The sequence below is a fragment of the Kaistia defluvii genome, assembly GCF_026343955.1.
Taxonomy (GTDB): domain Bacteria; phylum Pseudomonadota; class Alphaproteobacteria; order Rhizobiales; family Kaistiaceae; genus Kaistia; species Kaistia defluvii.
In genome coordinates, this window is record NZ_JAPKNI010000011.1 from 68,997 (window position 1) to 95,592 (window position 26,596).

Annotated in this window: 27 protein-coding genes; 12 read left to right on the top strand and 15 right to left on the bottom strand. The window is 67.3% G+C overall.

The genetic code is table 11. The features are described from left to right. Positions 1-113: 113 nt before the first annotated feature. The 9 genes from recQ to mutM form a co-directional block, all read right to left on the bottom strand. Positions 114-1,922, bottom strand: coding sequence for a DNA helicase RecQ (gene recQ, locus OSH10_RS20970; RefSeq protein WP_266334358.1), 1,809 nt, complete (start codon positions 1,920-1,922; stop codon positions 114-116). Between the two features lie 106 nt (positions 1,923-2,028). Beyond that, positions 2,029-2,652, bottom strand: coding sequence for a LysE family translocator (locus tag OSH10_RS20975; RefSeq protein ID WP_266334360.1), 624 nt, complete (start codon positions 2,650-2,652; stop codon positions 2,029-2,031). Between the two features lie 37 nt (positions 2,653-2,689). Beyond that, entirely contained in the window at positions 2,690-3,829 is a 1,140-nt protein-coding gene (gene recF / locus OSH10_RS20980) for a DNA replication/repair protein RecF (RefSeq protein WP_407660746.1), read from the bottom strand. Next, positions 3,829-4,950 (bottom strand): DNA polymerase III subunit beta, encoded by a 1,122-nt coding sequence (gene dnaN / locus OSH10_RS20985; protein ID WP_266334364.1) that lies wholly within the window; start codon positions 4,948-4,950, stop codon positions 3,829-3,831. The genes recF and dnaN overlap by 1 nt, the downstream gene beginning before the upstream one ends. A 201-nt stretch (positions 4,951-5,151) precedes the next feature. Beyond that, positions 5,152-6,594 carry a chromosomal replication initiator protein DnaA gene (gene dnaA, locus OSH10_RS20990; RefSeq protein ID WP_266334509.1) on the bottom strand — a complete coding sequence of 481 codons (1,443 nt, stop codon included), beginning with the start codon at positions 6,592-6,594 and terminating at the stop codon, positions 5,152-5,154. A gap of 109 nt (positions 6,595-6,703) precedes the next feature. Next, positions 6,704-7,150, bottom strand: coding sequence for a rhodanese-like domain-containing protein (locus tag OSH10_RS20995; RefSeq protein ID WP_266334366.1), 447 nt, complete (start codon positions 7,148-7,150; stop codon positions 6,704-6,706). Positions 7,151-7,812: 662 nt separating this feature from the next. After that, positions 7,813-8,079 (bottom strand): 30S ribosomal protein S20, encoded by a 267-nt coding sequence (rpsT, locus tag OSH10_RS21000; protein ID WP_018182451.1) that lies wholly within the window; start codon positions 8,077-8,079, stop codon positions 7,813-7,815. Positions 8,080-8,234: 155 nt separating this feature from the next. Further along, a complete protein-coding gene (locus OSH10_RS21005) occupies positions 8,235-9,038 on the bottom strand; it encodes an enoyl-CoA hydratase (protein WP_266334368.1) in 804 nt (267 codons plus the stop codon). A 128-nt stretch (positions 9,039-9,166) separates the two neighbouring features. Further along, positions 9,167-10,036, bottom strand: a complete 870-nt coding sequence (mutM, locus tag OSH10_RS21010; protein WP_266334370.1) for a bifunctional DNA-formamidopyrimidine glycosylase/DNA-(apurinic or apyrimidinic site) lyase — start codon at positions 10,034-10,036, stop codon at positions 9,167-9,169. Between the two features lie 164 nt (positions 10,037-10,200). Between mutM and ubiE the strand changes: the two genes are divergently transcribed. The 6 genes from ubiE (at position 10,201) to cysK (ending at position 16,443) form a co-directional block, all read left to right on the top strand. Then, positions 10,201-10,980 carry a bifunctional demethylmenaquinone methyltransferase/2-methoxy-6-polyprenyl-1,4-benzoquinol methylase UbiE gene (gene ubiE, locus OSH10_RS21015; RefSeq protein WP_266334372.1) on the top strand — a complete coding sequence of 260 codons (780 nt, stop codon included), beginning with the start codon at positions 10,201-10,203 and terminating at the stop codon, positions 10,978-10,980. Positions 10,981-10,984: 4 nt separating this feature from the next. Next, a complete protein-coding gene (gene ubiB / locus OSH10_RS21020) occupies positions 10,985-12,559 on the top strand; it encodes a 2-polyprenylphenol 6-hydroxylase (protein ID WP_266334374.1) in 1,575 nt (524 codons plus the stop codon). Positions 12,560-12,604: 45 nt separating this feature from the next. After that, complete coding sequence (gene coaBC, locus OSH10_RS21025; RefSeq protein WP_266334376.1) at positions 12,605-13,867, top strand: bifunctional phosphopantothenoylcysteine decarboxylase/phosphopantothenate--cysteine ligase CoaBC; 1,263 nt, start codon at positions 12,605-12,607, stop codon at positions 13,865-13,867. Positions 13,868-13,931: 64 nt separating this feature from the next. Then, positions 13,932-14,891, top strand: coding sequence for an Lnb N-terminal periplasmic domain-containing protein (locus OSH10_RS21030; RefSeq protein WP_266334378.1), 960 nt, complete (start codon positions 13,932-13,934; stop codon positions 14,889-14,891). Between the two features lie 38 nt (positions 14,892-14,929). Then, the gene (gene dut / locus OSH10_RS21035) at positions 14,930-15,406 is read left to right on the top strand and encodes a dUTP diphosphatase (RefSeq protein WP_266334380.1); all 477 of its coding nucleotides are present in this window, start codon (positions 14,930-14,932) and stop codon (positions 15,404-15,406) included. Positions 15,407-15,477: 71 nt separating this feature from the next. Further along, complete coding sequence (gene cysK / locus OSH10_RS21040) at positions 15,478-16,443, top strand: cysteine synthase A (RefSeq protein WP_266334382.1); 966 nt, start codon at positions 15,478-15,480, stop codon at positions 16,441-16,443. Positions 16,444-17,110: 667 nt separating this feature from the next. Here cysK and OSH10_RS21045 read toward each other — a convergent pair. Both OSH10_RS21045 and OSH10_RS21050 read right to left on the bottom strand, forming a co-directional pair. After that, a complete protein-coding gene (locus OSH10_RS21045) occupies positions 17,111-17,872 on the bottom strand; it encodes an SDR family NAD(P)-dependent oxidoreductase (RefSeq protein ID WP_266334384.1) in 762 nt (253 codons plus the stop codon). 139 nt (positions 17,873-18,011) lie between these two features. Further along, on the bottom strand, positions 18,012-18,905 hold the full coding sequence (locus OSH10_RS21050) for an MBL fold metallo-hydrolase (RefSeq protein WP_266334386.1): 894 nt from the start codon (positions 18,903-18,905) through the stop codon (positions 18,012-18,014). A gap of 83 nt (positions 18,906-18,988) precedes the next feature. On the opposite strand from OSH10_RS21050, the gene OSH10_RS21055 reads away from it, so the two are divergent. From OSH10_RS21055 to OSH10_RS21080, 6 genes are all read left to right on the top strand, one after another. After that, a complete protein-coding gene (locus OSH10_RS21055) occupies positions 18,989-19,327 on the top strand; it encodes an ArsR/SmtB family transcription factor (RefSeq protein ID WP_266334388.1) in 339 nt (112 codons plus the stop codon). Positions 19,328-19,344: 17 nt separating this feature from the next. Continuing rightward, on the top strand, positions 19,345-19,872 hold the full coding sequence (locus OSH10_RS21060) for a rhodanese family protein (RefSeq protein WP_266334390.1): 528 nt from the start codon (positions 19,345-19,347) through the stop codon (positions 19,870-19,872). Between the two features lie 16 nt (positions 19,873-19,888). Beyond that, positions 19,889-20,677: a sulfite exporter TauE/SafE family protein gene (locus OSH10_RS21065; protein WP_266334392.1), complete on the top strand. Its 789-nt coding sequence runs from the start codon at positions 19,889-19,891 to the stop codon at positions 20,675-20,677. A gap of 84 nt (positions 20,678-20,761) precedes the next feature. Continuing rightward, positions 20,762-21,688: a cation diffusion facilitator family transporter gene (locus tag OSH10_RS21070; protein ID WP_266334394.1), complete on the top strand. Its 927-nt coding sequence runs from the start codon at positions 20,762-20,764 to the stop codon at positions 21,686-21,688. Between the two features lie 116 nt (positions 21,689-21,804). Continuing rightward, complete coding sequence (locus tag OSH10_RS21075) at positions 21,805-22,518, top strand: DUF899 family protein (protein ID WP_266334396.1); 714 nt, start codon at positions 21,805-21,807, stop codon at positions 22,516-22,518. Positions 22,519-22,559: 41 nt separating this feature from the next. Continuing rightward, positions 22,560-23,000 carry a YciI family protein gene (locus OSH10_RS21080; protein ID WP_266334398.1) on the top strand — a complete coding sequence of 147 codons (441 nt, stop codon included), beginning with the start codon at positions 22,560-22,562 and terminating at the stop codon, positions 22,998-23,000. Here OSH10_RS21080 and deoA read toward each other — a convergent pair. The 4 genes from deoA to OSH10_RS21100 form a co-directional block, all read right to left on the bottom strand. Further along, positions 22,966-24,276 (bottom strand): thymidine phosphorylase, encoded by a 1,311-nt coding sequence (deoA, locus tag OSH10_RS21085; protein ID WP_266334400.1) that lies wholly within the window; start codon positions 24,274-24,276, stop codon positions 22,966-22,968. The genes OSH10_RS21080 and deoA overlap by 35 nt on opposite strands. 99 nt (positions 24,277-24,375) lie before the next feature. After that, positions 24,376-25,194 carry a purine-nucleoside phosphorylase gene (locus OSH10_RS21090; RefSeq protein WP_266334402.1) on the bottom strand — a complete coding sequence of 273 codons (819 nt, stop codon included), beginning with the start codon at positions 25,192-25,194 and terminating at the stop codon, positions 24,376-24,378. Then, entirely contained in the window at positions 25,194-25,619 is a 426-nt protein-coding gene (gene cdd / locus OSH10_RS21095) for a cytidine deaminase (protein WP_266334404.1), read from the bottom strand. Before cdd ends, OSH10_RS21090 begins: the two co-directional genes overlap by 1 nt. Before the next feature lies 1 nt (position 25,620). Next, complete coding sequence (locus OSH10_RS21100) at positions 25,621-26,589, bottom strand: ABC transporter permease (RefSeq protein ID WP_266334406.1); 969 nt, start codon at positions 26,587-26,589, stop codon at positions 25,621-25,623. Positions 26,590-26,596 lie beyond the last annotated feature (7 nt).

The following is a 26,596-nucleotide window of genomic DNA, read 5'->3' on the forward strand; positions in this document are numbered from 1 at the left end:
CTTACACGCAAACGCGGCGCTTCGGTGACAAAAACGGCAGAATCGCTGGCCTTGCCGGGCGCGCGACGATCAGCCGCCGCGCCAGCCTGCCGAAGGTCGCGTCGTGGCAATCGTCAGCGGGCGGAATGCAGCGCCTCGAGGAAGGCCTCGCCATAGAGCGTGAGCTTGCGCTCGCCGACCCCCTGCACGCCGCGCATCTCGTCGAGCGTGCCGGGCATGGCTTCCGCCATCTCGATCAGCGTACGGTCGGGGAAGACCATATAGGCCGGCACCCCCTCGTCGCGGGCGATCTCGCGCCGCAGCGCGCGCAGCTGCTCGAACATGGTCGCCGTCGCCTCGTCGAGACCGTCGGCGCGGTCGTCCTTCTCGCTCCGCCTGCCGCGGCCCTTCGCCGGCGCCTCGCGGATCGAGCGCAGCGCGATCCGCTCGTGCCCGAACAGCACCGCCTCGCCCTCCGGCGTGATGCGGAAGCCGCCATGCTCCTCGCTCGCCTGGGCCAGCGCGCCGGCGGCGAAAAGCTGGCGCACCAGCGTCCGCCAGACATGGGCGCTGCGGTCGATGCCGACGCCGAATGTCTTGATCTTGTCATGGCCCTGGCGTTGCACGGCGTCGGTCGCCTCGCCCCGCAGGACATCGACCAGATGCGCCGCGCCATAGCGCTGGCCGGTGCGCACCACGGCCGAGAGCACCTTCTGCGCGTCGACCGTCGCATCGACCAGTTCCGCGCCGCCCTGGCAGAGGTCGCAATGGCCGCAGCGGCCGGTCGGCTCGCCGAAATAGGCGAGCAGAGCCTGCCGCCGGCAGGTCGCGGACTCCGCGAGATCGGTCATCGCCGCGAGCCGCTTCTGCTCCACCCGGCGCTGCGCCTCGCTGATCGCCTTCTCGTCGATCTGGCGACGGCGGAAGGCCATGTCGTCGAGCCCGTACAGCGTCAGCGTATCGGCCGGCAGCCCATCCCGGCCGGCGCGGCCGATCTCCTGGTAATAAGCTTCGACACCGGCAGGCATGTCGGCATGGATGACGAAGCGGACATCCGGCTTGTTGATGCCCATGCCGAAGGCGACGGTGGCGACGACGACCACGCCATCCTCCTGCAGGAAGATGTCCTGATGCTTGGAGCGGATGCCGGCGTCGAGACCGGCATGATAGGGCACCGAGCGGATGCCCTTGCCGACCAGCCATTCCGACAGCTTCTCGGTCTTGTCGCGCGACGAGGCATAGATGATGCCGCTGCCGCCCTTGTGGCGGGCGAGGAAGTCGGCGATCTGCGTGCGCGGCCGGTCCTTGGCCTCGAAGCGGAGATGGATGTTGGGCCGGTCGAAGGAATGGACGACGACGCGCGGCGGCGCCGGGAAGAGCTGGGCCGCGATATCGTTGCGGGTCGCCTGGTCGGCCGTCGCCGTCAGCGCCACCACCTGCACGCCGCCCAGCGCCTCGCGCACGGAGGCGAGCTGGCGATATTCGGGGCGGAAGTCATGGCCCCATTGCGAGACGCAATGCGCCTCGTCGATCGCCAGCCGGCGCACGTCGCAGGCGGCCAGCAGCGAGACCAGCCCATCGCCGGCGAGCCGCTCGGGCGAGACGAACAGAAGCGAGATCTCGCCGGCGCGCAGGCGGCGCAGCGTCTCGCGATTGGCGTCGTCGCCATTGGTCGAGTTCAGCGTCGCCGCCGCCACGCCGACATGCTGCATCTGCTGCACCTGATCGCGCATCAGCGCGATCAGCGGCGAGACAACGACCGTCAGGCCGCCGTCGACGATCGCCGGCAGCTGGTAGCACATCGACTTGCCGGAACCGGTCGGCATGACCGCGAGCACATGCTCGCCGCTCATCACCGCCGCGATGACCTCGTCCTGGCCGGGGCGGAAATCATCGTAGCCAAAGACAGTTTTAAGCGCTGCGCGGGCGCGCGATAGCGGCATGGAGCATCCGGGGGAAAGTGATTCGAGTTTCCGGCGATGCTAGCCGCTCGGCAGCCGGCTTACACGCGCGAATGCCGCCCCGCGTCGATCCGTCTGGCCCGGCGCGCTATCGCGTGGCGATCGCGATGGCTGCTCCCGCCATGACCACGCTGCTGCCGCGGTTGACCCGCTGCACCGCTTTCGCGCTGGTGATCAGGCGGCGTGCGCGCAGGGTCACGCCGACATAAAAGGCGAACACCATGCCGACCACGGACAGCGTCACCATCGAGAGCTCGAGGAAGGCCAGCCCGTCAATGCGGGTGACGTCGAGGATCGAGGGCAGCAGGGCCAGATAGAACACCATCGTCTTCGGGTTGCCCATGCAGACGGCGAGGCCGGCCAGGAACAGCCGAAGGCGGCTCTCGCGCAGGGCGACCGGCGCGATGTCAGGGGCGGCGGCCGGGGCCTTCCACATCTTCCAGGCGACATAGAGCAGATAGGCGGCGCCGGCATATTTGAGCAGCGCGAACACTTCATGGAAGGTCTGCGCCACCATGGCGAGGCCCAGCACGGCCAGCGTCAGCCAGACGATATCGCCGATCGCCATGCCGGCGGTGAAGGCAAAGGCGCCATGACGGCCACGACCGAGGACGCGGGCGACGATCGCCGCGATGCCGGGGCCCGGCGAAAAAGCGGCGACCGCGAGGGCGGCGGCGAACAGCGCCAGTCCGGAAATCGAAAGTCCTGTCATCCCACCCTCTTCGGCCGTGTCCGAGCAGCCCGGCGCGTCACAATGTTTCGACGCGTCCCGGCGTCACCGTTAAAATCTGGGCCGAATCCGGCAATTCGGCAAACAGCGCCGGATCGGCCCCCGTCATGAACACCTGTCCGCCCAGCCTGTCCAGTGCCTCGAACAGGGCCGCGCGGCGGCGCTGGTCGAGATGGGCGGCGATCTCGTCGAGCAGGACGATCGGCGCCAGCCCGCTCATCCGCGCCACCAGCCTGGCATGCGCCAGCACGATGCCGACGAGAAGCGCCTTCTGCTCGCCGGTCGAGGCGCGGCCGGCGGGTACGTCCTTCGGGCCGTGGCGCACGACGAGGTCGCTCGCCTGCGGGCCGATCAGCGTACGGCCGGCGGCGCGGTCGCGGGCCCGGCCGTTGCGGAGGGCGGCGCGATAGCGATCCTCGGCCTCGACGGCCGGTCCCTGACCGATCCAGCCCTCGACATCGCCTTCAAGCGCCAGCACCGCGAAGGGAAAAGGCGAACTGTCGTCGCGCTCCTCGGCGATGAGACCGGCGAGCCGCTCCGCCGTCTCCTTGCGGGCGGCGGCGACCGCGACGCCGATCTCGGCGATCTCGGCTTCCAAGCCGTCGAGCCAGGCCCGGTCCGGCGACGGATCTTCGAGCAGCCGGTTGCGGCCCCGCACCGCCTTCTCGAAGGCATTGACCCGCGTGCCATGCTGCGAATCGACCGCCAGGACCAGGCGATCGAGGAAGCGCCGGCGGTCGCCGGCGGGGCCCGTGAACAGGCCATCCAGCGCCGGCGTCAGCCAGACGATGCGCAGATATTCGGCGAAAGCGGTGGCCGAGGAAACCGCCGCGCCATCGATGCGGCAGCGGCGCGACGGCGGCGTGCCGTCCAGCGCCGTGCCCAGCCGGACGGGGCCGTTCGCCGTATCGAGATCGACCGCGACGACGAAGCCGCCGCCCCCGCCAATCCGCGCCATCTCGGCCATGTCGGCGCGGCGCAGGCCGCGGCCGGGCGACAGCAGCGAGATCGCTTCGAGCAGATTGGTCTTGCCGGCGCCATTCTCGCCGGAAAGGGCGACCAGGCGACCGGAGATGGCGACATCGAGACGGCTATAGGATCGGAAGTCGGCCAGCGTCAACCGCGTGATGCGCGGCTGGCCGGCCTCGGCCGTGAGGATCACACGCGCATCGGCATCAGGACGTAGAGCGCGTCCTCGTCGCCGTCATCCTGGATCAGCGTCGGCGAGCCGGGATCGGCCAGCTTGAACAGCGCCGTGCCGGTCTTGAGCTGGCCGGCGATGTCGAGCAGATAGCGCGAATTGAAGCCGATATCGATCGGATCGGCGGCGTAGTCGACGTCAAGCTCTTCCGTCGCCGAACCCGAATCCGGATTGTTGACGGTGAGCGCCAGGCGGCCCTCCGACGACAGCGACAGCTTGACGGCACGTCCGCGCTCGCTGGCGATGGTCGAGACGCGGTCGACGGCGTTGGAGAAGGTGCCGCGATCGACCTTGAGCAGCTTGTCATTGCCCTGCGGGATGACGCGGGCATAGTCCGGGAAAGTGCCGTCGATCAGCTTCGAGGTCAGGACCACCGCGCCAAAGGAGACGCGGATCTTGGTCTCGGACAATTCGATGGTCGCGACCTCTTCCGAGCTTTCGAGCAGCTTCTGGATCTCGCCAACCGCCTTGCGCGGCACGATCACGCCCGGCATGCCTTCCGAGCCGATCGGCGCATTGGTCTGCGCCCGGGCCAGGCGGTGGCCATCGGTCGCAACCGCGCGCAGCACCGTGCGGCCTTCGATCGTCGGCGTGTGCAGGTAGATGCCGTTCAGATAATAGCGGGTTTCTTCCGTCGAGATCGCGAACTGGGTGCGATCGATCAACGTCTTGAAGGCCGAGGCCGGCATTTCGAAGCGGATCGGGAACTCGCCCGTGGTCAGGTCCGGGAAATCGGTCTCCGGCAGCATCTGCAGCGAGAAGTTGGAGCGGCCCGAGCGAACCGTCAGCGTCTGGCCATCGGCCGAGGTCTCCAGCGCCACTTCCGAGCCGTCCGGCAGCTTGCGCACGATGTCGTAGAGCATATGCGCCGGCACCGTGGTGGCGCCCGGGCGACCGACATCGGCGGCAATGGTTTCCAGGATCTCGAGATCGAGATCGGTCGCCTTCAGCGTCAGTTCCGAGCCGGAGGCCCGCAGCAGGACGTTGGAGAGGATCGGGATCGTGTTCCGTCGTTCGACCACGCGGTGAACGTGGTTGAGGGACTTCAGGAGGTTGGATCGCTCGAGGGTCGCTCTCATGAAACGCAGGAACCTTGATAGAAAAGCCGCGCAGATGGCGCGGCATCGACATAAGGCGGACAGAGCGTCCGGTACGGACCGTGGAAATTGGCTTGTTCGAGGCCGGAACGCAAGGCCCCCTCGACAATCGGCCGGGGGTGGCGCGGAAGGCCCGAACGAGAAAGGGCCGGCGAAGATCCCCGCCGGCCCCGGGCAGACCGACTATTCGTCGATCATGCGCTTCAGCAACTCGATCTCTTCCTTCAGATGCTGGTCTCCCTGCATCATCTCCTCGACCTTGCGGACCGCATGCAGCACCGTGGTATGGTCGCGGCCGCCGAAACGACGGCCGATTTCCGGCAGCGAGCGGGGGGTCAGCGTCTTGGACAAATACATAGCGATTTGACGGGGACGCACGATGGTGCGGGTGCGTCGGCTCGACAGCAGGTCGGCCTTCGACACGTTGTAGTGGCGCGAGACGACCTTCTGGATGTCCTCGATCTTGACCCGGCGCGGCTCGGAGGCGCCGACGAGATCGCGAAGCGTGATCTCGGCCGAATTCATCGTCACCGGCTGGTTGGTGAACTGCCACTGCGCCACGAGGCGGTTCAACGCGCCTTCCAGGTCGCGGCCGTTCGAGACGACCGACTGGGCGACATATTCGATGACCGTCTCGGGGACGTCGACGCCGGGATTCTGCGACTGCGCGATCGCATAGCGTGACTTCAGTATATCGCGGCGCAGATCCAGATCCGGCGAGCCGATCTCGAAGGCGACGCCGCCGCGAAGGCGCGAGCGGACGCGTTCGTCCAGCGTCTCCAGCTCGGCCGCGGGACGGTCCGCCGCCACCACAACCTGGCGCGCGCCGTCGATCAGCGCGTTCAGCATGTGGCAGAATTCCTGCTGCACCGACTTGCCCTGCAGGAACTGCAGATCGTCGATCAGCAGCAGATCGATGTCGCGCAGGTTCTCCTTGAACGCGATCGCCGACTGGTTCTTCAGCGCCGCGACGAAGCGGAACATGAAGTGCTCTGCGGTCAGATAGACCACCTTGCGGTTCGGATCGGCGCGGCGCGCCGCCTGGGCGACGGCATGCAGCAGATGCGTCTTGCCGCGACCGACACAGGCGTGAAGGTAGAGCGGGTTGTAGGGCGTCGGCCGGCCGGCCGGGGTCTCGGCGACGGCGCGAGCGGCGGCATAGGCAACGCGGTTGGCGCCGCCCTCGCAGAAGGTCTCGAAGGTGAAGCGCGGATCGACCGGCGAGCCGGCGCCATCGGCCTCGATGCGGGCGGGGCTCGCCTGCATCAGGACCGGGGCAGCACTGGCCGCGGGAATGAAGGTCGGGGTCGGATTGGCGGCGACGCTTGCCACGGCCGGCTTGTCGACCTTGGCGGGAGCGCGCGCCCGGACGGCGCCGCGGACGACGAGCTCGACGCGGCGGACGCTGTCGACTTCCGCCGTCCAGAGACCCAGCAGCTTGTCGAAATAATGCGCCTGGATCCACGATTTCAGAAACCGCGTCGGCACCGAAAGATTGACGGATGCGCCATCGGCGCCTTCGAACTCAACACGCGCAAACCAGCTTGAGAAGACGTCCTCGCCCAGCTCCGTCCGAAGCCGCGTCTTGACGCGCTCCCACAGCACCGCATCGGCACGCCCGCTCATCGGCTGAACCTCTTCGACGGCGATAGCCCGCAGGGCCGAAGCCCCCGATCCGAATTCGCCAGTCCTGTCGTCGCGCATCTGAGCCCCTCTCGTAACGATTGGCATCTAATCATGATTGGACCCAAGGCAGTCCCGCAGCTTTCCAGCCATCCACGGAACCGCGATGTCGGCCCTCGTCCAGCGGCCCTTCAAAGCCGCCGGCAATGTTGAAGCACCGGTCGAAACCGGCATCGGCCAGGGCGTTCGCTGCCGCGAGGCTGCGCGCGCCGGACCGGCACAGAAAATACAAGGCCGTCTCGCGACCGACGCCGCGTCGGTCCAGTTCGGCCGCGAGCACCTCGGCGAAGTCGGCATTGACCGCCATCGTCGGGTAGCTCTGCCATTCCACCAGCAGCGTCTCCTTGCCGATGGCGCTCAGGTCGACAATGCCGACATAAGCCCACTCGGCCCGGGTCCGCACGTCGATCAGCATCGACTGCGGCTCGCTGGAGAGACCTTCCCAAGCCTCATCGGCCGAAACGTCGCCGGCGAAGCTGCCGGCAGGCGAACGAGACATACTGCCCCCTCACGCACATGACCGGCGGGTCACGCACTATGTAAAACGGTCGTTGATACAGGGTGGTGGAGGTTCTTCCAGAACGCGGAAGCAGTTAAATACGCAAAAACACTACATATAGAGCAAACTTAATGTTCGCGATTTCACTGCCGTTGCGCCCCTAGACTCTCAGAGGCGAGAAACGCCTGTTTGAATAATTGCCGGATCACCCCTCCGGCGGACGACGACTTTTGCTGTCGTGTCCATGAAGGGGAAAATACACAGCGGGTTGGTGGCTCGCAACGGCGCAACACCAAGATTCGCCCGCGCCCCGGCGCCGCACCCCCTGGCTCCCACCCCATCCCCCCCTCCAGCCCGTCCGAATCCCTTACGACTCAAAGGGTTCAGATGGCGGCGGCGGGGGCCGAGAAAAGATCCGAAGCAGGCGAAAAATATTCGACCCGCGGCCCTTGACTCGACTGGAATCCCGCCGAGTCGATGGGGGTCATGCCGACCGCCCGATAAGCCATTGATTTTGCTCACTAAATGATGCGAAGCAGTCTGGCTTGCCGCGCTTCCGCAAGGGCCATAACGGCATTTCTGAGGCAGGGCAGACACTTACCCGCATAACAAAAAAGCCCGGCCGAAGCCGAGCTTTTGTCAATCCCCAGAAAGTCTGCAGATCAGGCGGAAATCGCCTTCACGCGCGCTGCGAGGCGCGAAACCTTGCGGGAAGCGGTGTTCTTGTGCAGCACGCCCTTCTGGGCAGCGCGCATCAGTTCCGGCTGGGCGTTCTTGAGCGCCTCGGCGGCAGCGGCGGCGTTGCCGGACGCGATCGCCTCTTCAACCTTGCGCACATGCGTGCGCATGCGGCTGCGGCGATTGCGGTTGACCTCGGCACGGCGAGCAATCTTGCGGGTCGCCTTCTTGGCGGACGGCGTATTGGCCATGAGGGGCCTTCCTGAAAAAGCGGTTCGTTGGACTTTCCGTGCCACGAACCCATAGGAGTTCAGGCTAAACGGAAGAGGCAGCTTCGCGGCCGCCCCGGGTTCATGGGCGGCTTATAATCATCTGCCCGCGCGCCGTCAATCGGGAAGCGCAGGATTCAGCGGTTGCGGAACGCCGCTGGCCGCTTGTCGAGGAACGCCGCCATTCCCTCCCGCGCGTCCTCGGTTGCGAACAGCGAATGGAACAGCCGCCGCTCGGTACGGATGCCGTCGGCGAGCGGGCTTTCGAAGGCGCGGTTGACCGCCTCCTTGGCCATCAGCACGGACGGTCGCGACAGGCTCGCGATCTTCTGCGCGGCGGCAATCGCCTGGTCGACCAGTTCCGCCGTCGGGACGACGCGCGACACCAGGCCGATACGCTCGGCCTCCGCCGCGTCGATCATCCGGCCGGTCAGCACCATGTCCATGGTCTTGGCCTTGCCGATCGAACGGGCGAGGCGCTGGGTGCCGCCGGCGCCCGGCATCAGGCCCAGCGTGATCTCCGGCTGGCCGAACTTCGCGTTGTCAGCCGCGATGACAAGATCGCACATGAGCGCCAGTTCGCAGCCGCCGCCCAGCGCGAAGCCCGCCACCGCCGCCACGACCGGCTTGCGGACGGCCGCGAGGCGCTCCCAGCGGGCGACGAAATCATCCAGGAAGACGTCGACATAACCGAGCGCCTGCATCTCCTTGATATCGGCGCCGGCGGCAAAGGCCTTTTCCGAGCCCGTGAGCACGATGGCGCCGATGCCGTCATCCGCCTCGAAACCGTCGAGCGCCGCATTCAGGTCGGCGATCAGCTGGCGGCTCAGCGCATTCAGCGCCTTCGGCCGGTTCAGCCGGATCAGGCCGACGGCGGAATGGGTCTCGACCAGGACGGTCTCGTAGGTCGCGTCTTCGGACGGCGTGATCTTCGACGACATGGCGCGCTCCCGCATTCGGCTCGTCGCCCTCCCGCCAATCGGCAAATCAGCAGGGCGACCTTGCCGCAGGCCTAAAGGAGGCAGGCCCGGCATTCAAGCGGCGCGGCGGGCGGCGGCGCCGTTCCCGCTCATTTCTGGCAGACAGGGCAATAGAAGGTCGAGCGGCCGGACTGCACCTTGCGCGCAATCACGCCGGAACAGCCAGGCGTCGGGCATGGCTCGCCTTCGCGGTCATAGACGCGAAACGAGTGCTGGAAATAGCCAAGCTCGCCATTGGCCTGGCGGTGATCGCGCAGCGACGAGCCGCCGGCGGCGATGGCGGCGGCCAGAACCTCGCGGATCGAGGTGGCGAGCCGCTCCGCCGATTTCGCCGTGAGCGCCCCGGCGCTTTTCTCCGGCGACAGGCCGGACATATGCAGCGCCTCGCAGACATAGATATTGCCGAGGCCGGCGATCAGCCGCTGGTCGAGCAGCGCCGCCTTCAGCGGCGTCTTCTTGCCCTGGAACAAAGCGTGCAGCGCCTTGCCATCGAAAGCATTGCCGACCGGCTCGATGCCGAGGCCGACGAGATGCCGGGCCGCCTCGATCTCCGCGCGGGCCACCAGATCCATGAAGCCGAAGCGGCGCGGGTCATTATAGATGACGCGCTTTCCGTTCGAGAGATGGAACACGACGTGGTCATGCGCGGCGGCTTTTCCGCGCGGATGATGGAACTCGCCCGGCGTCTCGGCATCGACGCCCGGCCCGTCCTCGATCCGGAACGAACCCGACATGCCGAGATGCATGATCAGCACCGCGCCATCGTCGAGATCGGCGAGCAGGTATTTCGCACGCCGGCCGAGCCCCTCGATCCGCCGGCCTGTCAGCCTTTCGGCAAAGCGCTCGGGAAAGGGAAAGCGAAGGTCGGGCCGGCGCTGCTCCAGGCGTTCGATCACGGCGCCCTCCATGGCGGGGGCAAGGCCCTGGCGGACGGTTTCTACCTCGGGAAGTTCTGGCATTTAGGCTGCGTCAACTCTGCGGGTATGGGGGCCGTGGCGCGCTGGATGCGCATCAGCTATCAAGGACTTCGATTTTTCCCAGATCGGGCGGTGGTCGCCGCATTCGCGGGCTTTCCCGCACCGCGATCGCTGGCTCACATGCGTAATATAAGGAGTGGGACGCCATGGCGACCGAATCTCGCAGCGAGACGCCCGAAAAGGGCCGTGCCTCCTTCGGATTCCGCGATGTCGACGTCGATGCCAAGCAGGGCATGGTCAACGACGTCTTCCACAAGGTGGCCTCGCGCTACGATCTGATGAACGATCTGATGTCGGCCGGCCTGCACCGCATCTGGAAGGATGCGATGGTGTCGTGGCTGACGCCGCCGCGCAACCGGCCATTCGAGGTGCTGGATGTCGCCGGCGGCACCGGCGACGTGTCGTTCCGCATCGTCGAGCGCTCGCAGAAATCGGCGACCGCGACGGTCTGCGACATCAACGCCTCGATGCTGGAAGTCGGCCGCGAGCGCGCGGAAAAGCGCGGCCTCGCCGACCATGTCAGCTTCGTCGAGGGCAATGCCGAGGAGCTCCCCTTCGAGGATGGCCGTTTCGACGCCTATACGATCGCCTTCGGCATCCGCAACGTGCCGCGCATCGACCAGGCACTGAAGGAGGCCTATCGGGTACTGAAGCCCGGCGGCCGCTTCCTCTGCCTGGAATTTTCCGACGTCGACGTTCCCGGCCTCGACAAGGTCTACAATTTCTATTCGTTCAACGTCATTCCGGCGATGGGCAAGGCGGTCGCCGGTGACAGCGAGAGCTATCGCTATCTGGTCGAATCGATCCGCCGCTTCCCGCATCAGGAGCGCTTTGCCGAGATGATCCGCCAGGCCGGCTTCGCCAAGGTCTCCTATCGCAATCTGACGGGCGGCATCGCCGCCATTCACTCGGGCTGGAAAATCTGACGCGATGGCGCTCGGCATAGCCGCCCTTTTCCGCCTCGCCGCGGCCGGTTTCGTTCTGGCGCGTGAAGGCGCGTTCAGCCTCGTCGATATCGATGACCTGCCCTCCGGCGCGCGCCTCGGCGTCCGGCTCGGCCGCCTGGTCGAGCGCCGCTCGGCGCTGGTCGCCGATCGCGGCGAGCGGATCACCGCCGCCCTCAACAGGCTCGGCCCTTCCTATGTGAAGCTCGGCCAGTTCATGGCGACCCGGCCCGACTTCGTCGGCGAGGATGTCGCCGATGCGCTGGGGAGGCTGCGCGACGAGATCGAGCCCTTCGGCGAGCCGGCGGCCCGTGTCGTCATCGAGAAGAATTTCGGCAAGCCGGTCGAGGCGATCTTCGCCAATTTCTCGCCGCCGATCGCCGCCGCCTCCATCGCCCAGGTGCACAAGGCCGACGTGATCGAGGCCGACGGCACCTTGCGCGCCGTGGCCGTCAAGGTACTGCGCCCGGGCGTGCGCAGCCGCTTTCGCCGCGATCTCGAGACCTTCTATGCCGGCGCGCATCTGGTCGAGCGGCTCGATCCCGCCATGCAGCGGCTGAAGCCGCTCGCCGTGGTCGACACGCTGGCGCGCTCCGTCTCGATGGAGATGGATCTGCGCCTCGAGGCGGCGGCGCTTTCCGAAATGGCCGAGCGCACCCAGGGCGACCCCGGCTTCCGCGTGCCCAAGGTCGACTGGGCCCGCACGGCGCGCGACGTGCTGACGCTGGAATGGATCGACGGCGTCAAGCTTTCCGATCCCGCCGGCATCGAGGCGGCCGGCCATGACCGCAAGGCGGTCGCGCGACGGCTGATGCAGGCCTTCCTGCGCCACGCCATGCGCGACGGCTTCTTCCATGCCGACATGCACCAGGGCAACCTGTTCGTCGACGCGGCCGGCGATGTCGTGGCCGTCGATTTCGGCATCATGGGACGGCTCGGCCAGGCCGAGCGGCGCTTCCTCGCCGAAATCCTCTACGGTTTCATCAAGCGTGACTATCTGCGCATCGCCGAAGTGCATATGGAGGCCGGCTACGTCCCCGCCCGCCACGCGCCGGAGGATTTCGCCCAGGCGCTGCGCGCCATTGGCGAGCCGATCCACGGCCAGCCGGCCAGCGACATCTCGATGGCCAAGCTGCTGACGCTGCTGTTCGAAGTCACCGAACTTTTCGACATGCAGACGCGGCCGGAGCTTCTGATGCTGCAGAAGACGATGGTCGTCGTCGAAGGCGTCGCCCGCTCGCTCGATCCCACCTTCGACATGTGGGACGCCTCCGAGCCGGTGGTGCGCGAATGGATCGAGCGCAATCTCGGCCCCCTCGGCAAGCTGCAGGAGGCCGGCTCCGGCATCGCCGATCTCGGCCGCGCCGTCACCAGCCTGCCCACCATGCTGCAGCATGGCGCCCGGATCGCCGCGCAGTTGAGCGACGCGACCCGCGACGGCATCACCCTGTCGCCGGAAACTGTCGAGGCGATCGGCCGCGCCGAGGGCCGCGGCAATCGCTGGCTGACGGTCGGCGTCTGGGTGGCGGTTGTGCTGCTCGCCTGGAATATGTTCACGTAGCTCTGGCCCTCGCGCACCGCGCGGAGACGACAGCGGGGAAGCATCATGGCGCATTCGGACGCGACGCTTCAGGACAAGCGCATCCTGCTCGTCATCGCCGGCGGCATAGCCGCCTATAAGGGCCTCGACCTGATCCGCCGCCTCAAGGAGCGCGGCGCGACGGTTCGAGTCGTCATGACCAAGGGCGCGACGGAATTCATCACCCCGCTCGCAGCCGGCGCGCTCGCCGGCGGCACGGTCTATACCGAGCTGTTCGACCGGGAAGCCGAGCAGGATGTCGGCCATATCCGGCTGGCCCGCGAGGCCGATCTGATCGTTGTTGCCCCCGCCACCGCCGACCTGATGGCAAAAATGGCGGGCGGCCATGCCGACGACCTCGCCAGCGCGATCCTGCTCGCGACCCGACTGCCCGTCCTCGTCGCGCCGGCGATGAACCCGGCCATGTGGGTGCATCCGGCGACCCAGCGCAATATCGCGACCCTGCTCGCCGACGGCATCCGGCTCGCCGGTCCCGAACGCGGCGAGATGGCCGAGAGCGGCGAGGCCGGAACCGGGCGGATGTCCGAGCCGCTCGCTATCGTCGCCGCCGTCGAGGCGCTTCTTGCGGCAGGCAAAGCTGATTCATCCGACAACGTCGCCGATGCCAAGCCTTTGTTGGGCAAGCATGTTCTTGTGACAGCCGGACCGACGCACGAGCCGATCGATCCCGTCCGCTACATTGCCAACCGCTCCTCCGGCAAGCAGGGCTTTGCCATCGCGGCCGCGGCCGCCGCCGCCGGCGCCCGCGTGACGCTGGTCGCCGGGCCGGTCGGCTTGGCGGATCCGGACGGCGTCTCGGTGCGCCGGGTCGAGACGGCGCGCGACATGCTCGCCGCCGTCGAGATCGCGCTTCCCGCCGACATCGCGATCTTCGCCGCCGCTGTCGCCGACTGGCGGCCGGCGCATGAGGCGGGCTCGAAGCTGAAGAAGGACGGCAGCGGTATCGTGCCGCCCCTGCACGTGACCGAGAATCCCGACATCCTCGCGACCATCGCGCATCGCCGGGATGGCCGCCCCGGCCTCGTCGTCGGCTTTGCCGCCGAGACGGACGATGTACTTGAAAACGCGGAGAAAAAGCTGGGTCGCAAGGGCGCCGACATCATCGTCGCCAACGATGTTTCGCCGGCGAACAATGTCATGGGCGGCGCCGCCAACACCGTGCATCTGGTGACGCCGGAGGGGATCGAAAGCTGGCCGCAGCTGCCGAAAGACGAGGTGGCGCGCCGCCTGGTGCACTGGATCGCCGGCCGCCTGAAGCCGACCGCCTGAACGAGGCCCCATCATCCGCGCCCTCCTGACCCTCCTCCGCTGGATCGGACGACTGCTCCTCTGGTTGCTGATCGCGCTCACGGCCGCGCTGGTCGGCATGGCCTTCTGGTACCAGCTGCCGCTGCCGCCAACGGCCGTGAAGATCGCCATCGGCATCTGGGGCGCGTTCGCGCTCGGGGTTCTTTTCCTTGAAATGACAAGACGTTCGTGGATCGTTCGCGGCGTCTATGCGCTGGCGCTGATCGCGGCGCTGCTGTGGTGGACGAGCATAAAGCCGAGCTTCGATCACGAATGGGCGCCGGATGTCGAACACATCGTCACCGGCACCCGTGACGGCGACATCGTCACGCTGCAAAACGTCCGCAACTTCGACTGGCAGACCGAGACCGCGTTCACGCCGCGCTGGGAAACGCGGTCCTACGACCTGTCGAAGATCGAATCGGTCGACCTGTTCCTGTCCTATTGGGCGGGACCGGCGATTGCCCACACGCTTGTCTCCTTCGGTTTCGAAGACGGACAACATGTTGTTTTCTCGGCGGAAATCCGCAAGGAGCAGGGCGAGAGCTTCTCCTCGATCGGCGGTTTCTTCAAGGAATTCGACCTGGCGCTGATCGCCGCCGACGAGCGCGACATCATCCGCCTTCGCACCAACATCCGGGGAGAGGACGTCTATCTCTATCCCGTCCACATGCCCAAGGCCGGGATGCGGGCACTGTTCCTGTCCTATCTGGAGACCGGCAACCATCTGGCGGAGGTGCCGACCTTCTACAACACGGTCACCACCAATTGTACGACGGTGGTTTTCCAGCTGCTGCGCGCGCTCGACCCGGCGCTGCCCTTCGATTACCGCATCCTGCTATCCGGCTATCTGCCGAGCTATATCTACCAGAATCAAGGCTTTAGCACCGGCCTGTCCGAGGCCGAATTCCGCCGCCGCGCGGCGATCAGCGCGCTCGGCATCGCCGCCGGCGACAGCCCCGACTTTTCCCGCGCCATCCGGGTTAACAGCCTACTCTCGCGTTAACCCCTCGTTAGCCTTCCGTTACCGTTGAGGACCTTGCCGTGCCGAACCAGCCGACCATCGAACTGAAGGTGCTCGACCCGCGCCTCGAGGCCTGGGGCATGCCCGCCTATCAGAGCGACATGGCGGCGGCGATCGACCTGCGCGCCGCGATCGACGCCCCGCTCTCGATCGAGGCCGGCTCGCCGGCCGTGCTGATCCCGAGCGGGCTGTCGCTGTTCATCCGCGACCCGTTCGTTGCCGCGATGATCCTGCCCCGCTCCGGCCTCGGCCATAAGACGGGCCTGGTGCTCGGCAATTCGACCGGGCTGATCGACGCCGACTATCTCGGGCCGATCCTGGTCAGCGTCTGGAACCGCAACGCGTCCGGCACGCCGCCGATCACCATCCAGCCGGGCGACCGCATCGCCCAGATGATGTTCGTGCCGGTGGTGCGGCCGCGCTTCAAGGTGGTCAGCGAGTTCTCGGCCGAAACGACGCGCGGCGCCGGCGGCTTCGGCTCGACCGGCGGGAAATAGCGAGGCTCGACCCGGCCGGCCGGCTGGACTAGGATTTCGCCCACAAGAGCAACGGGTTGAGGAGACGACCAATGGCGGACGACAAGAAGCGCGGGCGCGGCAAGATCTATGCGTCGATCACCGACACGATCGGCGACACGCCGATCGTCCGGCTCGATCGCCTCGCCGCCCAGAAGGGCGTGAAGGCCCATCTGCTGGCCAAGCTCGAATTCTTCAACCCGATCGCTTCCGTCAAGGACCGCATCGGCGTCGCCATGGTCGACGCGATGGAGGCCGCCGGCACGATCACGCCCGGCAAGACCACGCTGATCGAGCCGACCTCCGGCAATACCGGCATCGCCCTCGCCTTCGTGGCGGCGGCGCGCGGCTACCGGCTGATCCTCGTCATGCCGGAGACGATGTCGATCGAGCGGCGCAAGATGCTGAAGCTGCTCGGCGCCGAACTGGTCCTGACCGAGGGGCCGAAGGGCATGAAGGGCGCGATCGCCCGCGCCGAGGAACTGAAGGCGGAGATCGGCGACGCCGTCATCCCGCAGCAGTTCCAGAACCCGGCCAATCCGCAGATCCACCGCGAAACCACGGCGGAGGAGATCTGGAACGATACCGATGGCGGCATCGACATCCTGATCTCCGGCATCGGCACCGGCGGCACGATCACCGGCGTCGGCCAGACGCTGAAGCCGCGCAAGCCGTCGCTGAAGGTGATCGCGGTCGAGCCGGCCGAAAGCCCGGTCCTCTCGGGCGGCGCGCCCGGCCCACACAAGATCCAGGGCATCGGCGCCGGCTTCATTCCCGGCGTGCTCGACACGACGATCTATGACGAGGTGGTGCAGATCGCCAGCGCCGAGGCGCTGGAAACGGCGCGCGAAGTGGCGCGGGTCGAAGGCATCCCGGTCGGTATCTCGTCGGGCGCCGCGGTCGCCGCAGCCCTGAAGGTCGGCGCGCGCCCAGAAAATGCCGGCAAGAACATCGTCATCATCATCCCCTCCTTCGCCGAGCGCTATCTGTCGACGGCGCTGTTCGAAGGGCTGGAATAGGCCTCGGCCTGCCCCGCTCTTCGCACGCGGCGAACGGGGGGCTGGATTTGCCCTTCACGATTGTGGGAGGATTTTCCCTCAGCCTGCAAGCAAGCCCCTCACCCAACCCTCTCCCGCGCGCGGGCGAGGGCTTTTCGGACGGCGTGTTTGGATCGGGTGTGTGGTCTGAACGGAGATCGGTGCAGAAGGAGCGAGGCTCGACCTGCGCCCTCTCCCGTCCACGGGAGAGGGCTGGGGTGAGGGTTTTTCCCTCAGCCTGCAAGCAAGCCCCTCACCCAGCCCTCTCCCGCGCGCGGGAGAGGGCTTTTCGGACGGCGCGTTTGGATCGGGTGTGTGGTCTGAACGGAGATCGGTGCGGAAGGAGCGAGGCTCGACCTGCGCCCTCTCCCGCGCGCGGAAGAGGGCTGGGGTGAGGGTTTTTCCCTCAAACCCTGCGCCAAACGCCTCATCTCTCGCCTGGCAGGGAGCAAAACGGCGCCGTATCCGACTCCGGCGGCATCCCGCGAAGGCGGGATCCATGCAGCTTCCCTGGGCCGTCGGCTGCATGGATCCCGGGTCAAGCCCGGGATGACGGCGAGGGTGAGTGTCGCGGATAGGTCCTTCCCCATCAAAGGCATAAAAAAGGCCGGCGCGAACGCCGGCCTTTTCCTGGTGAAGCAGAAAAGTCTCAGACCCAGCCGCCGTCGACGACATAGCTCTGATTGGTGCAGCCCGAGGCCTCGTCCGAGGCGAAGAACAGCACCGGCTTGGCGATGTCGTCCGGGTAGAGCTTGCGCTTCAGGCACTGCTTGGCCATCAGGTCGGCTTCGGCTTCCGGCGTCAGCCACAGATCGATCTGGCGCTGGGTCATGATCCAGCCCGGGACGACGCAGCAGACGCGGATGTTGAACGGTCCGAGATCACGCGCCAGGCCGCGGGTCAGGCCCTGCACGGCGGACTTCGCCGAGGTGTAGGCCGGCATGCCGCCCTGGCCGATCATCCAGGACGTCGAGCCCATATTGATGATCGCGCCGCCGCCGGCTGCCTTCATGTCCTCGGCCACGGCCTGGGCGGCGAAGAACTGGTGGCGGATGTTGACCTGATAGCGCTCGTCCCAATATTCGGGCGTCACGTCTTCCAGCTTGTGACGCTGGTCGTGGGCGGCGTTGTTGACCAGGATGGTGATCGGGCCGAGCTTCTGGCGCACGTTCTCGATCGACTGGCGCAGCGCCGCGATGTCGCGCAGGTCGCACTTCTCGAAATGCACGGTGCCGGTGGCGGAAAGCTCCTTCACCAGCGCCTCGGAAGCCTCGGCGTTGATGTCGAGGAAGCCGACTTTCGAGCCCTGCGCGACGAAGTGGCGAACGATGGCTTCGCCGATTCCGCTGCCGCCGCCGGTGATGAGCACGGTCCGGCCCTTGAGGCTCGGATAGATGGCGCCGCTGGTCATGAGGTTTTCCGTCCCTGAAACGATCCGTCTTTGCCGGCTGCGCCGGCCCGCGCCTTTTCTAGGCCAAAGCTGGAAAGAGAGAAATCGAAATTTGAGGGGCGCACGTCAGAAAACGCCCCTCTGCCGGTGACGCTTCCGATCACAGGAGTGCCGTGTCGGGAGCGGCCTTCACCGGAATCTTCAGATATCGCACGCCGTTGCTTTCGGCGGCGGGCATCCGCCCGGCGCGGATGTTGACCTGGATCGAGGGCAGCAGCAGCGTCGGGGCCGACAGGGTCGCGTCGCGGCTCTCGCGCATCGCGACGAACTCGGCCTCGCTGGTGCCCGCGCCGACATGCACGTTGCCGTCGCGCTGCGCCTGCACGGTGGTCTCCCAAGCGTAGCGGTCGCGGCCCGGCGCCTTGTAGTCATGGCACATGAACAGCCGCGTCTCGCCCGGCAGGTCCAGCAGGCGCTGGATCGAGCGATACAGCGTGCGGGCGTCGCCGCCGGGAAAATCCGCCCGCGCCGTTCCATAGTCCGGCATGAACAGCGTGTCGCCGACAAAGGCGGCATCGCCGACCCGATAGACGATGTCGGCCGGCGTATGGCCGGGCGTGTGCAGCACCGAGGCCTCAAGCTCGCCGATGCGGAAGCGCTCGCCATCCTTGAACAGATGATCGAAATCGCTGCCATCGGTCTTCAGGTCGGTCGCGTTGAAGACCGGCCGGAAGATGCGCTGCACGTCCTTGATGTGCTCGCCGATGCCGATCGTGGCGCCGGTCTCGGCCTTGATATAGGGAGCGCCCGACAGGTGATCGGCATGGGCGTGCGTCTCGAGCGCCCAGACGATATCCCATCCCGCCTCGCGCGCGGCGGCGAGGATGGCACGGACCGAGCGCAGATCGACCGTTCCGGAACGCGGGTCATAGTCGAGCACCGGATCGATGACGGCGGCCTTCCGGGTGACCGGATCGGCGACGAGATAGCTGATCGTATGGGTGGGTTCATCGAAGAAGGCCCGGATGACGGGCGCGCTTGGGGACGACGACATGAATGTCTCCTTTCTCGGTTAGTTCTTGACATATATATTAGAGATCACTAATTTAGCAACACCTAATAGAAAGGAAAGCTCTCATGCCGCACGACCTCGCCGCCCTGGATCTGGCCGCCTTCGAAGCCAATGCGATGGAAGTCGCCGATCTGCTGCGGGCGCTGGGCAATGAGAGGCGGCTGATGGTGCTCTGCAGGCTCGTCGAGAATGGCGAAATGACCGTCGGTGCCCTCGCGGAAACGGTGGGCCTCAGCCAGTCGGCGCTGTCGCAGCACCTCGCCAAGATGCGCGAGAGCGGCATCGTCACCTCCCGGCGCGACAGCCAGACGATCTGGTATCGCCTCGACGACCCTCGCATCGGCGAACTGATCGCCGTGCTGCACCGACTCTATTGCCGTACGGCAACCACACCCCAGACCTGACACAAAGGAACGAAACCATGACCCTGAAGGCAATTCCGGCAGACCGGGCGAAGGAACTGATCGAGAGCGGCGCGCTGCTGGTCGATGTCCGTGAAGCGGACGAATTCCGCCGCGAACACATTGCAGGCGCCAGGCCCCGGCCGCTTTCGACGCTGCAGGCGCTCGATACGGAGCCCGGCCGGACCGTCATCTTCACCTGCCGCTCCGGCGCCCGCACGACGGCGCATGCCGACCGGCTGGCCGCCGCCGCGCCCAGCGAGGCCTATCGGCTGGAAGGCGGACTCGACGCCTGGAAGAAGGCCGGCCATGCCGTCGTCGCCGACCGGCGGCAGCCGATCGAGATGATGCGCCAGGTGCAGATCGTGGCCGGCAGCCTGGTCGTCATCGGCGCGCTGCTCGGCACGCTGGTACATCCGGCCTTCTACTGGCTGTCCGGCTTCGTCGGCGCGGGCCTGGTCTTCGCGGGCGTCTCGGGCACCTGCGCCATGGCGCGGATCCTGCGGCTGGCGCCATGGAACCGCACGCCGTCGACGATGGCGGGCTGAGGTTCAGGGGATGATCATGCCAAGCCTCTTCACAGACCTGCTCGGCGCCTTCTTCGGCTCGATCGTCGGCTTCGTGCTGGCGCTGGTCGGCGGCGGCGGCTCGATCCTCGCGGTTCCGTTCCTGGTCTATGGCGTCGGCGTCGCGTCGCCGCATGTCGCGATCGGAACCGCGACGGTGGCGGTGGCGGCCAGCGCCTTCGCCAATCTCATGCCGCATTGGCGGGCGGGCCGGGTGAAGTGGCGCTGCGGCGCGGTCTTCGCGGCGGCGGGCGTGATCGGCGCGCTCGCCGGCGCGGAACTGGCCAAGGCCATTGACGGCCACAAGCTGCTGATGCTGTTCGGCGCGCTGATGATCGTCGTCGGGCTGATCATGCTGCGCCGGCGCGGCACGGCCGGCAAGGAGGAGGTCCGCCTGACGGCGGAAACCGCCCGCCATCTGCTGCCGCGCCTGATCGCGACCGGCTTCGCCGTGGGCGGCCTCTCCGGCTTCTTCGGCATTGGCGGCGGCTTTCTCATCGTCCCCGGCCTGATGCTGGCGACCGGCATGCCGCTGACCTTCGCCATCGGCACGTCGCTGGTGGCCGTCAGCGCCTTCGGCGCGGCGACGGCGTCGAGCTATGCCGCCAGCGGCCTGGTCGACTGGCCGCTGGCCTTCGTCTTCGTGCTGGGCGGCGTGGCCGGCGGCCTTGTCGGCGCGGCGGCCGGCCGGCACCTGTCCAGCCGCAAGGCCTGGCTCGGCCCGATCTTCGCCGGCGTGGTGATATCGGTCGGCAGCTACGTGCTGCTGCGCGGCCTGCTTGCGTGAAAGCGGGCGTGCATCCCAGCGTCCGTCTCGCTAAGGTCCGCGCCGCCGCCGGCGGCCGGCCGACGCGACGCCAGGGAGAAACGATTGCTCACCGAACAGACCATCCTCCGCGCGTCGATCGCGATCACCTTTGTCGTCGCGGCGTTCGGCATCAGCTTTGGCCTGCTTTCGGGGTCGTTTTCCATCGCCTTTGACGGCGTCTATGCGCTGGCCGACGCCGCCATGACCACGGTGGCGCTCGGCGTGTCGCACCTGATCGTGCAATCCGCCCAGCGCGACGCAATTTCGGGAAAACTGCGCAACCGCTTCAGCATGGGCTTCTGGCATCTCGAGCCGATCGTGCTGGGCCTCAACGGCACCATCCTGATCATCGTCGCCATCTATGCGCTGATCAACGCCATCCTCTCGATCCAGGGCGGCGGGCGCGAGCTGGAATTCGGCTATGCCATCATCTATGCCGCGGCGACGCTGGTCGTCTGCATCGTGATGACGGTGGTCGACTGGCGCGCCAACCGCAGGATCCAGTCGGATTTTCTCAAGCTCGACATCCATTCCTGGGTGATGTCGGGCGCGATCAGCGGCGCGCTGCTCATCGCCTTCGCCATCGGCTATGCCGTCGAGGGCACGGCGCATGAATGGATCTCGCCCTATATCGATCCCGTCGCGCTCGCCGTGATCAGCGCCGCCATCATCCCGATCCCGATCGGCACGGTGCGGCAGGCGGTCTCGGAGATGCTGCTGCTGGCGCCGGCCGATCTGAAGGAGCATGTCGACCAGGTGGCGACGGATACGGTCCGGCGGCATGGCTTTCTCGCCTATCGCGCCTATGTCGCCAAGGTGGGACGCGCCAAGCAGATCGAGATCTATTTCATCGTCGCCAAGAACGAACCGGCGCGGCGGCTGGAGGCATGGGACCGGATCCGCGACGAGATCGGCGAGGCGATCGGCGACGAGAGCTATAATCGTTGGCTCACCATCGCCTTCACCACCGACAGCGAATGGGCCGAATAGGGCGTCGGCGACACTTTTTTGCCCGGACCTGTCGATTTCTCCCACGCTCGCTCGTTGAGGGGATGAGGCGCCGTCGTTCCGGCGGCGCCCGCGCATGGCGGCAAAGGGAGGAAGTGATGCCTCATGACCAGATCGTCCCGCCGGAGACGCTCGTCCCGGCCCGGGAAATGGCGGCCCGCAACACCGGCCGCGTGCCGAACGAGAGCGAGGCCTATCGCCAGGCGCGGCAGGCGCTGCTGGCGGAGGAAATCGAGCTTCGCCGCCATATCGAGCGGGTGGCGGCGCAGCGCCGCGCCCTGCCGCCGGGCGCCATCGTCGAGAAGGACTACCGCTTCGAGAGCGAGGTGGGGCCGGTCGATCTTGCCGGCCTGTTCGGCGAGCACACGACGCTGGTCGTCTACAACTACATGTATGGGCCGCAGCGCAAGCGCCCCTGCCCGATGTGCACGGCGCTGCTGAGCGCCTGGGACGGCGAGGCGCGGGATATCGAGCAGCGCGTCGCCTTCGCCATGGTCGCCCGCTCGCCGATCGAGCGGCTCCAGGCGTTCAAGCAGGAGCGCGGCTGGAAGGCGCTGAAACTCTATTCGGACATGAGCGGCGATTACACGCGGGATTTTGCCAGTCGCGAGGATGCCGACATCCCGGCGCTCAACGTGTTTACACGCAAGGATGGCGTCATCCGCCATTTCTGGCGCGACGAGATGGGCGAGACGGCCGACCCCGGCCAGGATCCGCGCGGCGCCCCCGACGTGATGCCGATCTGGACCGTGCTCGACCTGACGCCGGAAGGCCGCGGCACCGACTGGTATCCGGAGCTGGAATACCGATAGAGGCCAAGCCCGCGCTCGCCCCCCGATCGAAGGAGCTTCCGATGCAGTTTGCCTGCCTGGTCTATATCGACGGCGACGCGATGGCGGCGTTGTCGAACGAAGAGCAAGCCCGGCTCACCGACGAGACGATCGAACAGGATTGGGCCCTGCGCCGGGCGGGGCAGCTGATCCTGGCGCGGCCACTGCAACCGCCCGAGACCGCCGCCGTGGTGCGCGTCCGGGCGGGGCAGGCCAACGTCACCGACGGCCCCTTCACCGAGGCCAAGGAGATGCTGGGCGGCTTCCTGATCATCGAGGCGGAAGACCGGGACGCGGCGATCGCGATCGCCAGGGCCTCGCCCATGGCGCGGATGGGCAGCATCGAGGTCCGGCCGATCCTCGACCACACCCACAGCCTGACGGGCGAAGCAAGGCCGCCCGCGCTGGCGCCGGCCGACGAACAAGAGATCAGCCCTCGACCCGCTCATACACCGTCGCGGTGACTTCCGGGCGCGGGCCGAGGCGGTAGGCGGCGCGCAGCAGCGCCGAGGCGCGGTCGGCGTCGGATTCCGATTTCGCGTGCACCCGGCCGAGCGGCGTCTGCGCGTCCACCGGCGCGCCGATGCCGGCCAGATCGGAAAAGCCGACGGAGAGGTCGATCGGGTCGCTCGCCATGCGGCGGCCGCCGCCAAGCTCGATCACCGCTATGCCGACGGCACGGGTGTCGATGGCGCTGACATGACCCTCCTCCCCGGCCAGCACGTCGCGGACGATCTCGGCGCGGGGCAGGTAGTCGTCGACGCGCTCGACGAAATCGGCCGGCCCGCCGAGCCCCGCCACCATGCGTCCAAAGATTTCCGCCGCGCGGCCGGAGGCGAGCGCCGTCTCGATGCGCTCGCGCGCGGCGCTGACGCCCTCGGCGCGGCCGGCGGTGATCAGCATCTCGGCGCCGAGCGCCACGGTGACCTCGTGCAGCCGCGCGTCGCGGGCCGCGCCTGTCAGGTAGTGCACCGCATTGCGCATCTCGAGCGCGTTGCCGGCGGCCGGCGCCAGCGGCTCGTTCATGTCGGTGATCAGCGCGGTGGTGGGGACCCCGGCGCCGTTCGCCACCTCGACCAGGCTTCTTGCCAGCGCGCGGGCGTCGGCATGGCTCGCCATGAAGGCGCCGGTGCCGGTCTTGACGTCGAGGACGAGCCCCTGCAGCCCGGCGGCGAGCTTCTTCGACAGGATCGAGGCTGTGATCAGCGGGATCGATTCGACCGTCGCGGTGACGTCGCGGATGGCGTAGAGGCGCTTGTCGGCCGGCGCGAGATCGGCCGTCTGGCCGATGACGGCGGTGCCGCAATCCTTCACCACCTGGCGAAACAGGGCGAGGTCCGGCTGGCTCCTGTAGCCGGGGATCGAATCGAACTTGTCGAGCGTGCCGCCGGTATGGCCGAGGCCACGGCCGGAGATCATCGGCACATAGACGCCGCAGGCAGCCACCATCGGAGCCAGCATCAGCGAGACATTGTCGCCGACGCCGCCGGTCGAATGCTTGTCGACGACGGGGCCATCGAGATGCGACCAATCGAGCACCGAGCCGGAATCGCGCATGGCGAGCGTCAGCGCCACCGCCTCGTCGCGGGTCATGCCACGGAAGAAGATCGCCATGGCGAAGGCGGCGACCTGGCCTTCCGATACGGCGCCGGAGGTCAGGCCCTCGACCATGAAGCGGATCGCCTCGGGGGCAAGCGCCTCGCCCTCGCGCTTGGCGCGGATGATTTCCTGCGGCAGCATCTTCTTGGCACGCCTCCCAAACCGATACGCGTCCAGCCATGGTCACGGATCGCACTATACCTCACCTCTCCCCATGGGAGAGGTGGCGGGCCCCCTTCGTCAGTCCTCCAGATCCCGCAGGAACCGGCGGATGATCTTTTCGAGCTTCTTCGCGCCTAAGGGAGCCATTTCCTTGGTCTCCTCATGCGACAGCTCGCCCGCCGCCATGCCGGCGCCGAGATTGGTGATGTTGGAGATGGCGGCGACCTTCAGCCCGAAGAACCGCGCCAGAATGGTTTCCGGCACGGTCGACATGCCCACGGCGTCGGCGCCGAGGATGCGCGCCATGCGGATTTCGGCCGGCGTCTCGAAGGACGGGCCGGAGAACCACATATAGACGCCGCTTTCGAGATCGACGCCCTCGCGCTTGGCCGCGCGCTCCAGTCCCGCGCGCCAGACCAGGTCATAGGCGACCGAAAGCCCGACGAAGCGCGCATCGGTCTCTTCGCCGATCAGCGGATTGCGGCCGGAGAGATTGATGTGGTCTTCCAGCATCATCAGCGAGCCCGGCCCCATTTCGGGGCGGAGCGAACCGGCCGCGTTGGTGAGGATCGCGCCCTCGCAGCCGAGCGCCTTCAGCATGCCGATGGCGTTGCGCATCACCGAGGCATCGCCGGATTCGTAGAAGTGCGAGCGGCCGGAGAAAACGAGGACCTCGACGCCTTCCAGCCGCCCCGCCACCAGCGACCCGGCATGCGCCGAGACCTTCGAAACGGGCATGCCCGGCAGCTCGGCATAGGGGATGCGGACAGCGTCAGTCACCGCTTCGGCCAGCGGACCGAGGCCGGAGCCGAGCACGATACCGATGCGGTAGGGCGCGTCGCGCCGGTCGCGCAGCACGGCGGCCGCGGCGCGGCCGTCGTCCCGAAGCGCGGACATCAGAACCGCTCGTCCATCGAGAAGCCGGCCGGCAGCAGCTGCGCCATGGTGAAATCCTGGCCGTCGCCGGTCGGATCCGAGCAATGGATCAGCGTGCTGGGATGCGAGAATTCCTTCAGCCTCTGGCGGCAGCCGCCGCAGGGCGTGCAGACGATGCCGCCATCGACCCGGTCGGCCACGACCACCACGGCGGCGATGCGGCGGCCCTCGCCGGGGATGCCGGCGGCGATCATCTGACCGATCGCCGAGGTCTCGGCGCACCAGCCCTCGGGATAGGCGGCGTTCTCGACATTGGCGCCGACATAGACCTCGCCATCCTCGGTCAGCACCGCGGCGCCGACCCGGAACTTCGAATAGGGCGCGTGGGCGTTGAGGCGGACTTCCTGCGCCCGCTGCAGCAGTTCCGCCTTGAGGTGGTCGTCCATCTTAGCGTTCCTTCACATAGGGCACGCCGCCAGCCTTGGGCGGGATCGCCTTGCCGATGAAGCCGGCAAGCAGGATCACGGTCAGGATGTAGGGCAGTGCCTGGATCAATTGCACGGGAACCTCGCCGATGCCGGGCAGGATGATGCCCTGCAGGCGGATCGAGGCGGCGTCGAGGAAGCCGAACAGCAGGCAGGTCAGAAGCACGTTGAGCGGCTTCCATTTGGCGAAGACCAGCGCCGCCAGCGCGATATAGCCCTTGCCGGCCGACATCTCGCGGATGAAGCCGGCGGACTGGGCGATCGACAGATAGGTGCCGGCAAAGCCGGCAAGGATGCCGCAGCAGATCAGCGCGCGGTAACGCAGCCAGGCGACCGAAATGCCGGCCGTATCCACGGCGCCGGGGTTTTCGCCCACCGCGCGGACGCGCAGCCCGAAGCGCGTGCGATAGAGCGCCCACCAGGTGAACGGCACGGCGAGGAAGGCGAGGTAGACCAGGATGTTCTGGCCGGAGACCAGCCCCGAATAGAGCGGGCCGAGGAAGGGGATCGGCGCGATATCGGCGGCGAAGGGCAGCGTGATCTCGGTGAAGCGCGCCGTATTCGGCAGTTGCGGCGTGCGGCCGCCCTGGCCGAACCAGGCGTTGCCGAGCAGGATCGTCAGGCCGGAGGCGATGAAGTTGATCGCCACGCCCGAGATGATCTGGTTGCCGCGCTGGGTGATCGAGGCGAAGCCGTGCAGCAGGCTGAGCAGAACGCCGGTCAGGATGCCGGCGAACAGGCCGAGCCAGGGCGAACCGGTGACGGTGGCGACCGAGGCGGCGGAGAAGGCCGAGAACAGCATCTTGCCTTCCAGGCCGATGTCGAAGATGCCCGACCGTTCGGCATAGAGGCCCGCAAGCGCGGTGAAGATCAGCGGCACGGAGAGGCGAACCGTGGCGGCGAGGATCTGGATCAGATCGGCGAAGTCCATGATCGCT

Coding starts and splice junctions, on each gene's coding strand:
- recQ (WP_266334358.1), bottom strand. CDS start 1,922: ATGCCGCTATCGCGCGCCCGCGCAGCGCTTAAAACTGTCTTTGGCTAC.
- OSH10_RS20975 (WP_266334360.1), bottom strand. CDS start 2,652: ATGACAGGACTTTCGATTTCCGGACTGGCGCTGTTCGCCGCCGCCCTC.
- dnaN (WP_266334364.1), bottom strand. CDS start 4,950: ATGAGAGCGACCCTCGAGCGATCCAACCTCCTGAAGTCCCTCAACCAC.
- dnaA (WP_266334509.1), bottom strand. CDS start 6,594: ATGAGCGGGCGTGCCGATGCGGTGCTGTGGGAGCGCGTCAAGACGCGG.
- OSH10_RS20995 (WP_266334366.1), bottom strand. CDS start 7,150: ATGTCTCGTTCGCCTGCCGGCAGCTTCGCCGGCGACGTTTCGGCCGAT.
- rpsT (WP_018182451.1), bottom strand. CDS start 8,079: ATGGCCAATACGCCGTCCGCCAAGAAGGCGACCCGCAAGATTGCTCGC.
- OSH10_RS21005 (WP_266334368.1), bottom strand. CDS start 9,038: ATGTCGTCGAAGATCACGCCGTCCGAAGACGCGACCTACGAGACCGTC.
- mutM (WP_266334370.1), bottom strand. CDS start 10,036: ATGCCAGAACTTCCCGAGGTAGAAACCGTCCGCCAGGGCCTTGCCCCC.
- ubiE (WP_266334372.1), top strand. CDS start 10,201: ATGGCGACCGAATCTCGCAGCGAGACGCCCGAAAAGGGCCGTGCCTCC.
- ubiB (WP_266334374.1), top strand. CDS start 10,985: ATGGCGCTCGGCATAGCCGCCCTTTTCCGCCTCGCCGCGGCCGGTTTC.
- coaBC (WP_266334376.1), top strand. CDS start 12,605: ATGGCGCATTCGGACGCGACGCTTCAGGACAAGCGCATCCTGCTCGTC.
- cysK (WP_266334382.1), top strand. CDS start 15,478: ATGGCGGACGACAAGAAGCGCGGGCGCGGCAAGATCTATGCGTCGATC.
- OSH10_RS21045 (WP_266334384.1), bottom strand. CDS start 17,872: ATGACCAGCGGCGCCATCTATCCGAGCCTCAAGGGCCGGACCGTGCTC.
- OSH10_RS21050 (WP_266334386.1), bottom strand. CDS start 18,905: ATGTCGTCGTCCCCAAGCGCGCCCGTCATCCGGGCCTTCTTCGATGAA.
- OSH10_RS21055 (WP_266334388.1), top strand. CDS start 18,989: ATGCCGCACGACCTCGCCGCCCTGGATCTGGCCGCCTTCGAAGCCAAT.
- OSH10_RS21060 (WP_266334390.1), top strand. CDS start 19,345: ATGACCCTGAAGGCAATTCCGGCAGACCGGGCGAAGGAACTGATCGAG.
- OSH10_RS21065 (WP_266334392.1), top strand. CDS start 19,889: ATGCCAAGCCTCTTCACAGACCTGCTCGGCGCCTTCTTCGGCTCGATC.
- OSH10_RS21075 (WP_266334396.1), top strand. CDS start 21,805: ATGCCTCATGACCAGATCGTCCCGCCGGAGACGCTCGTCCCGGCCCGG.
- OSH10_RS21080 (WP_266334398.1), top strand. CDS start 22,560: ATGCAGTTTGCCTGCCTGGTCTATATCGACGGCGACGCGATGGCGGCG.
- deoA (WP_266334400.1), bottom strand. CDS start 24,276: ATGCTGCCGCAGGAAATCATCCGCGCCAAGCGCGAGGGCGAGGCGCTT.
- OSH10_RS21090 (WP_266334402.1), bottom strand. CDS start 25,194: ATGTCCGCGCTTCGGGACGACGGCCGCGCCGCGGCCGCCGTGCTGCGC.
- cdd (WP_266334404.1), bottom strand. CDS start 25,619: ATGGACGACCACCTCAAGGCGGAACTGCTGCAGCGGGCGCAGGAAGTC.
- OSH10_RS21100 (WP_266334406.1), bottom strand. CDS start 26,589: ATGGACTTCGCCGATCTGATCCAGATCCTCGCCGCCACGGTTCGCCTC.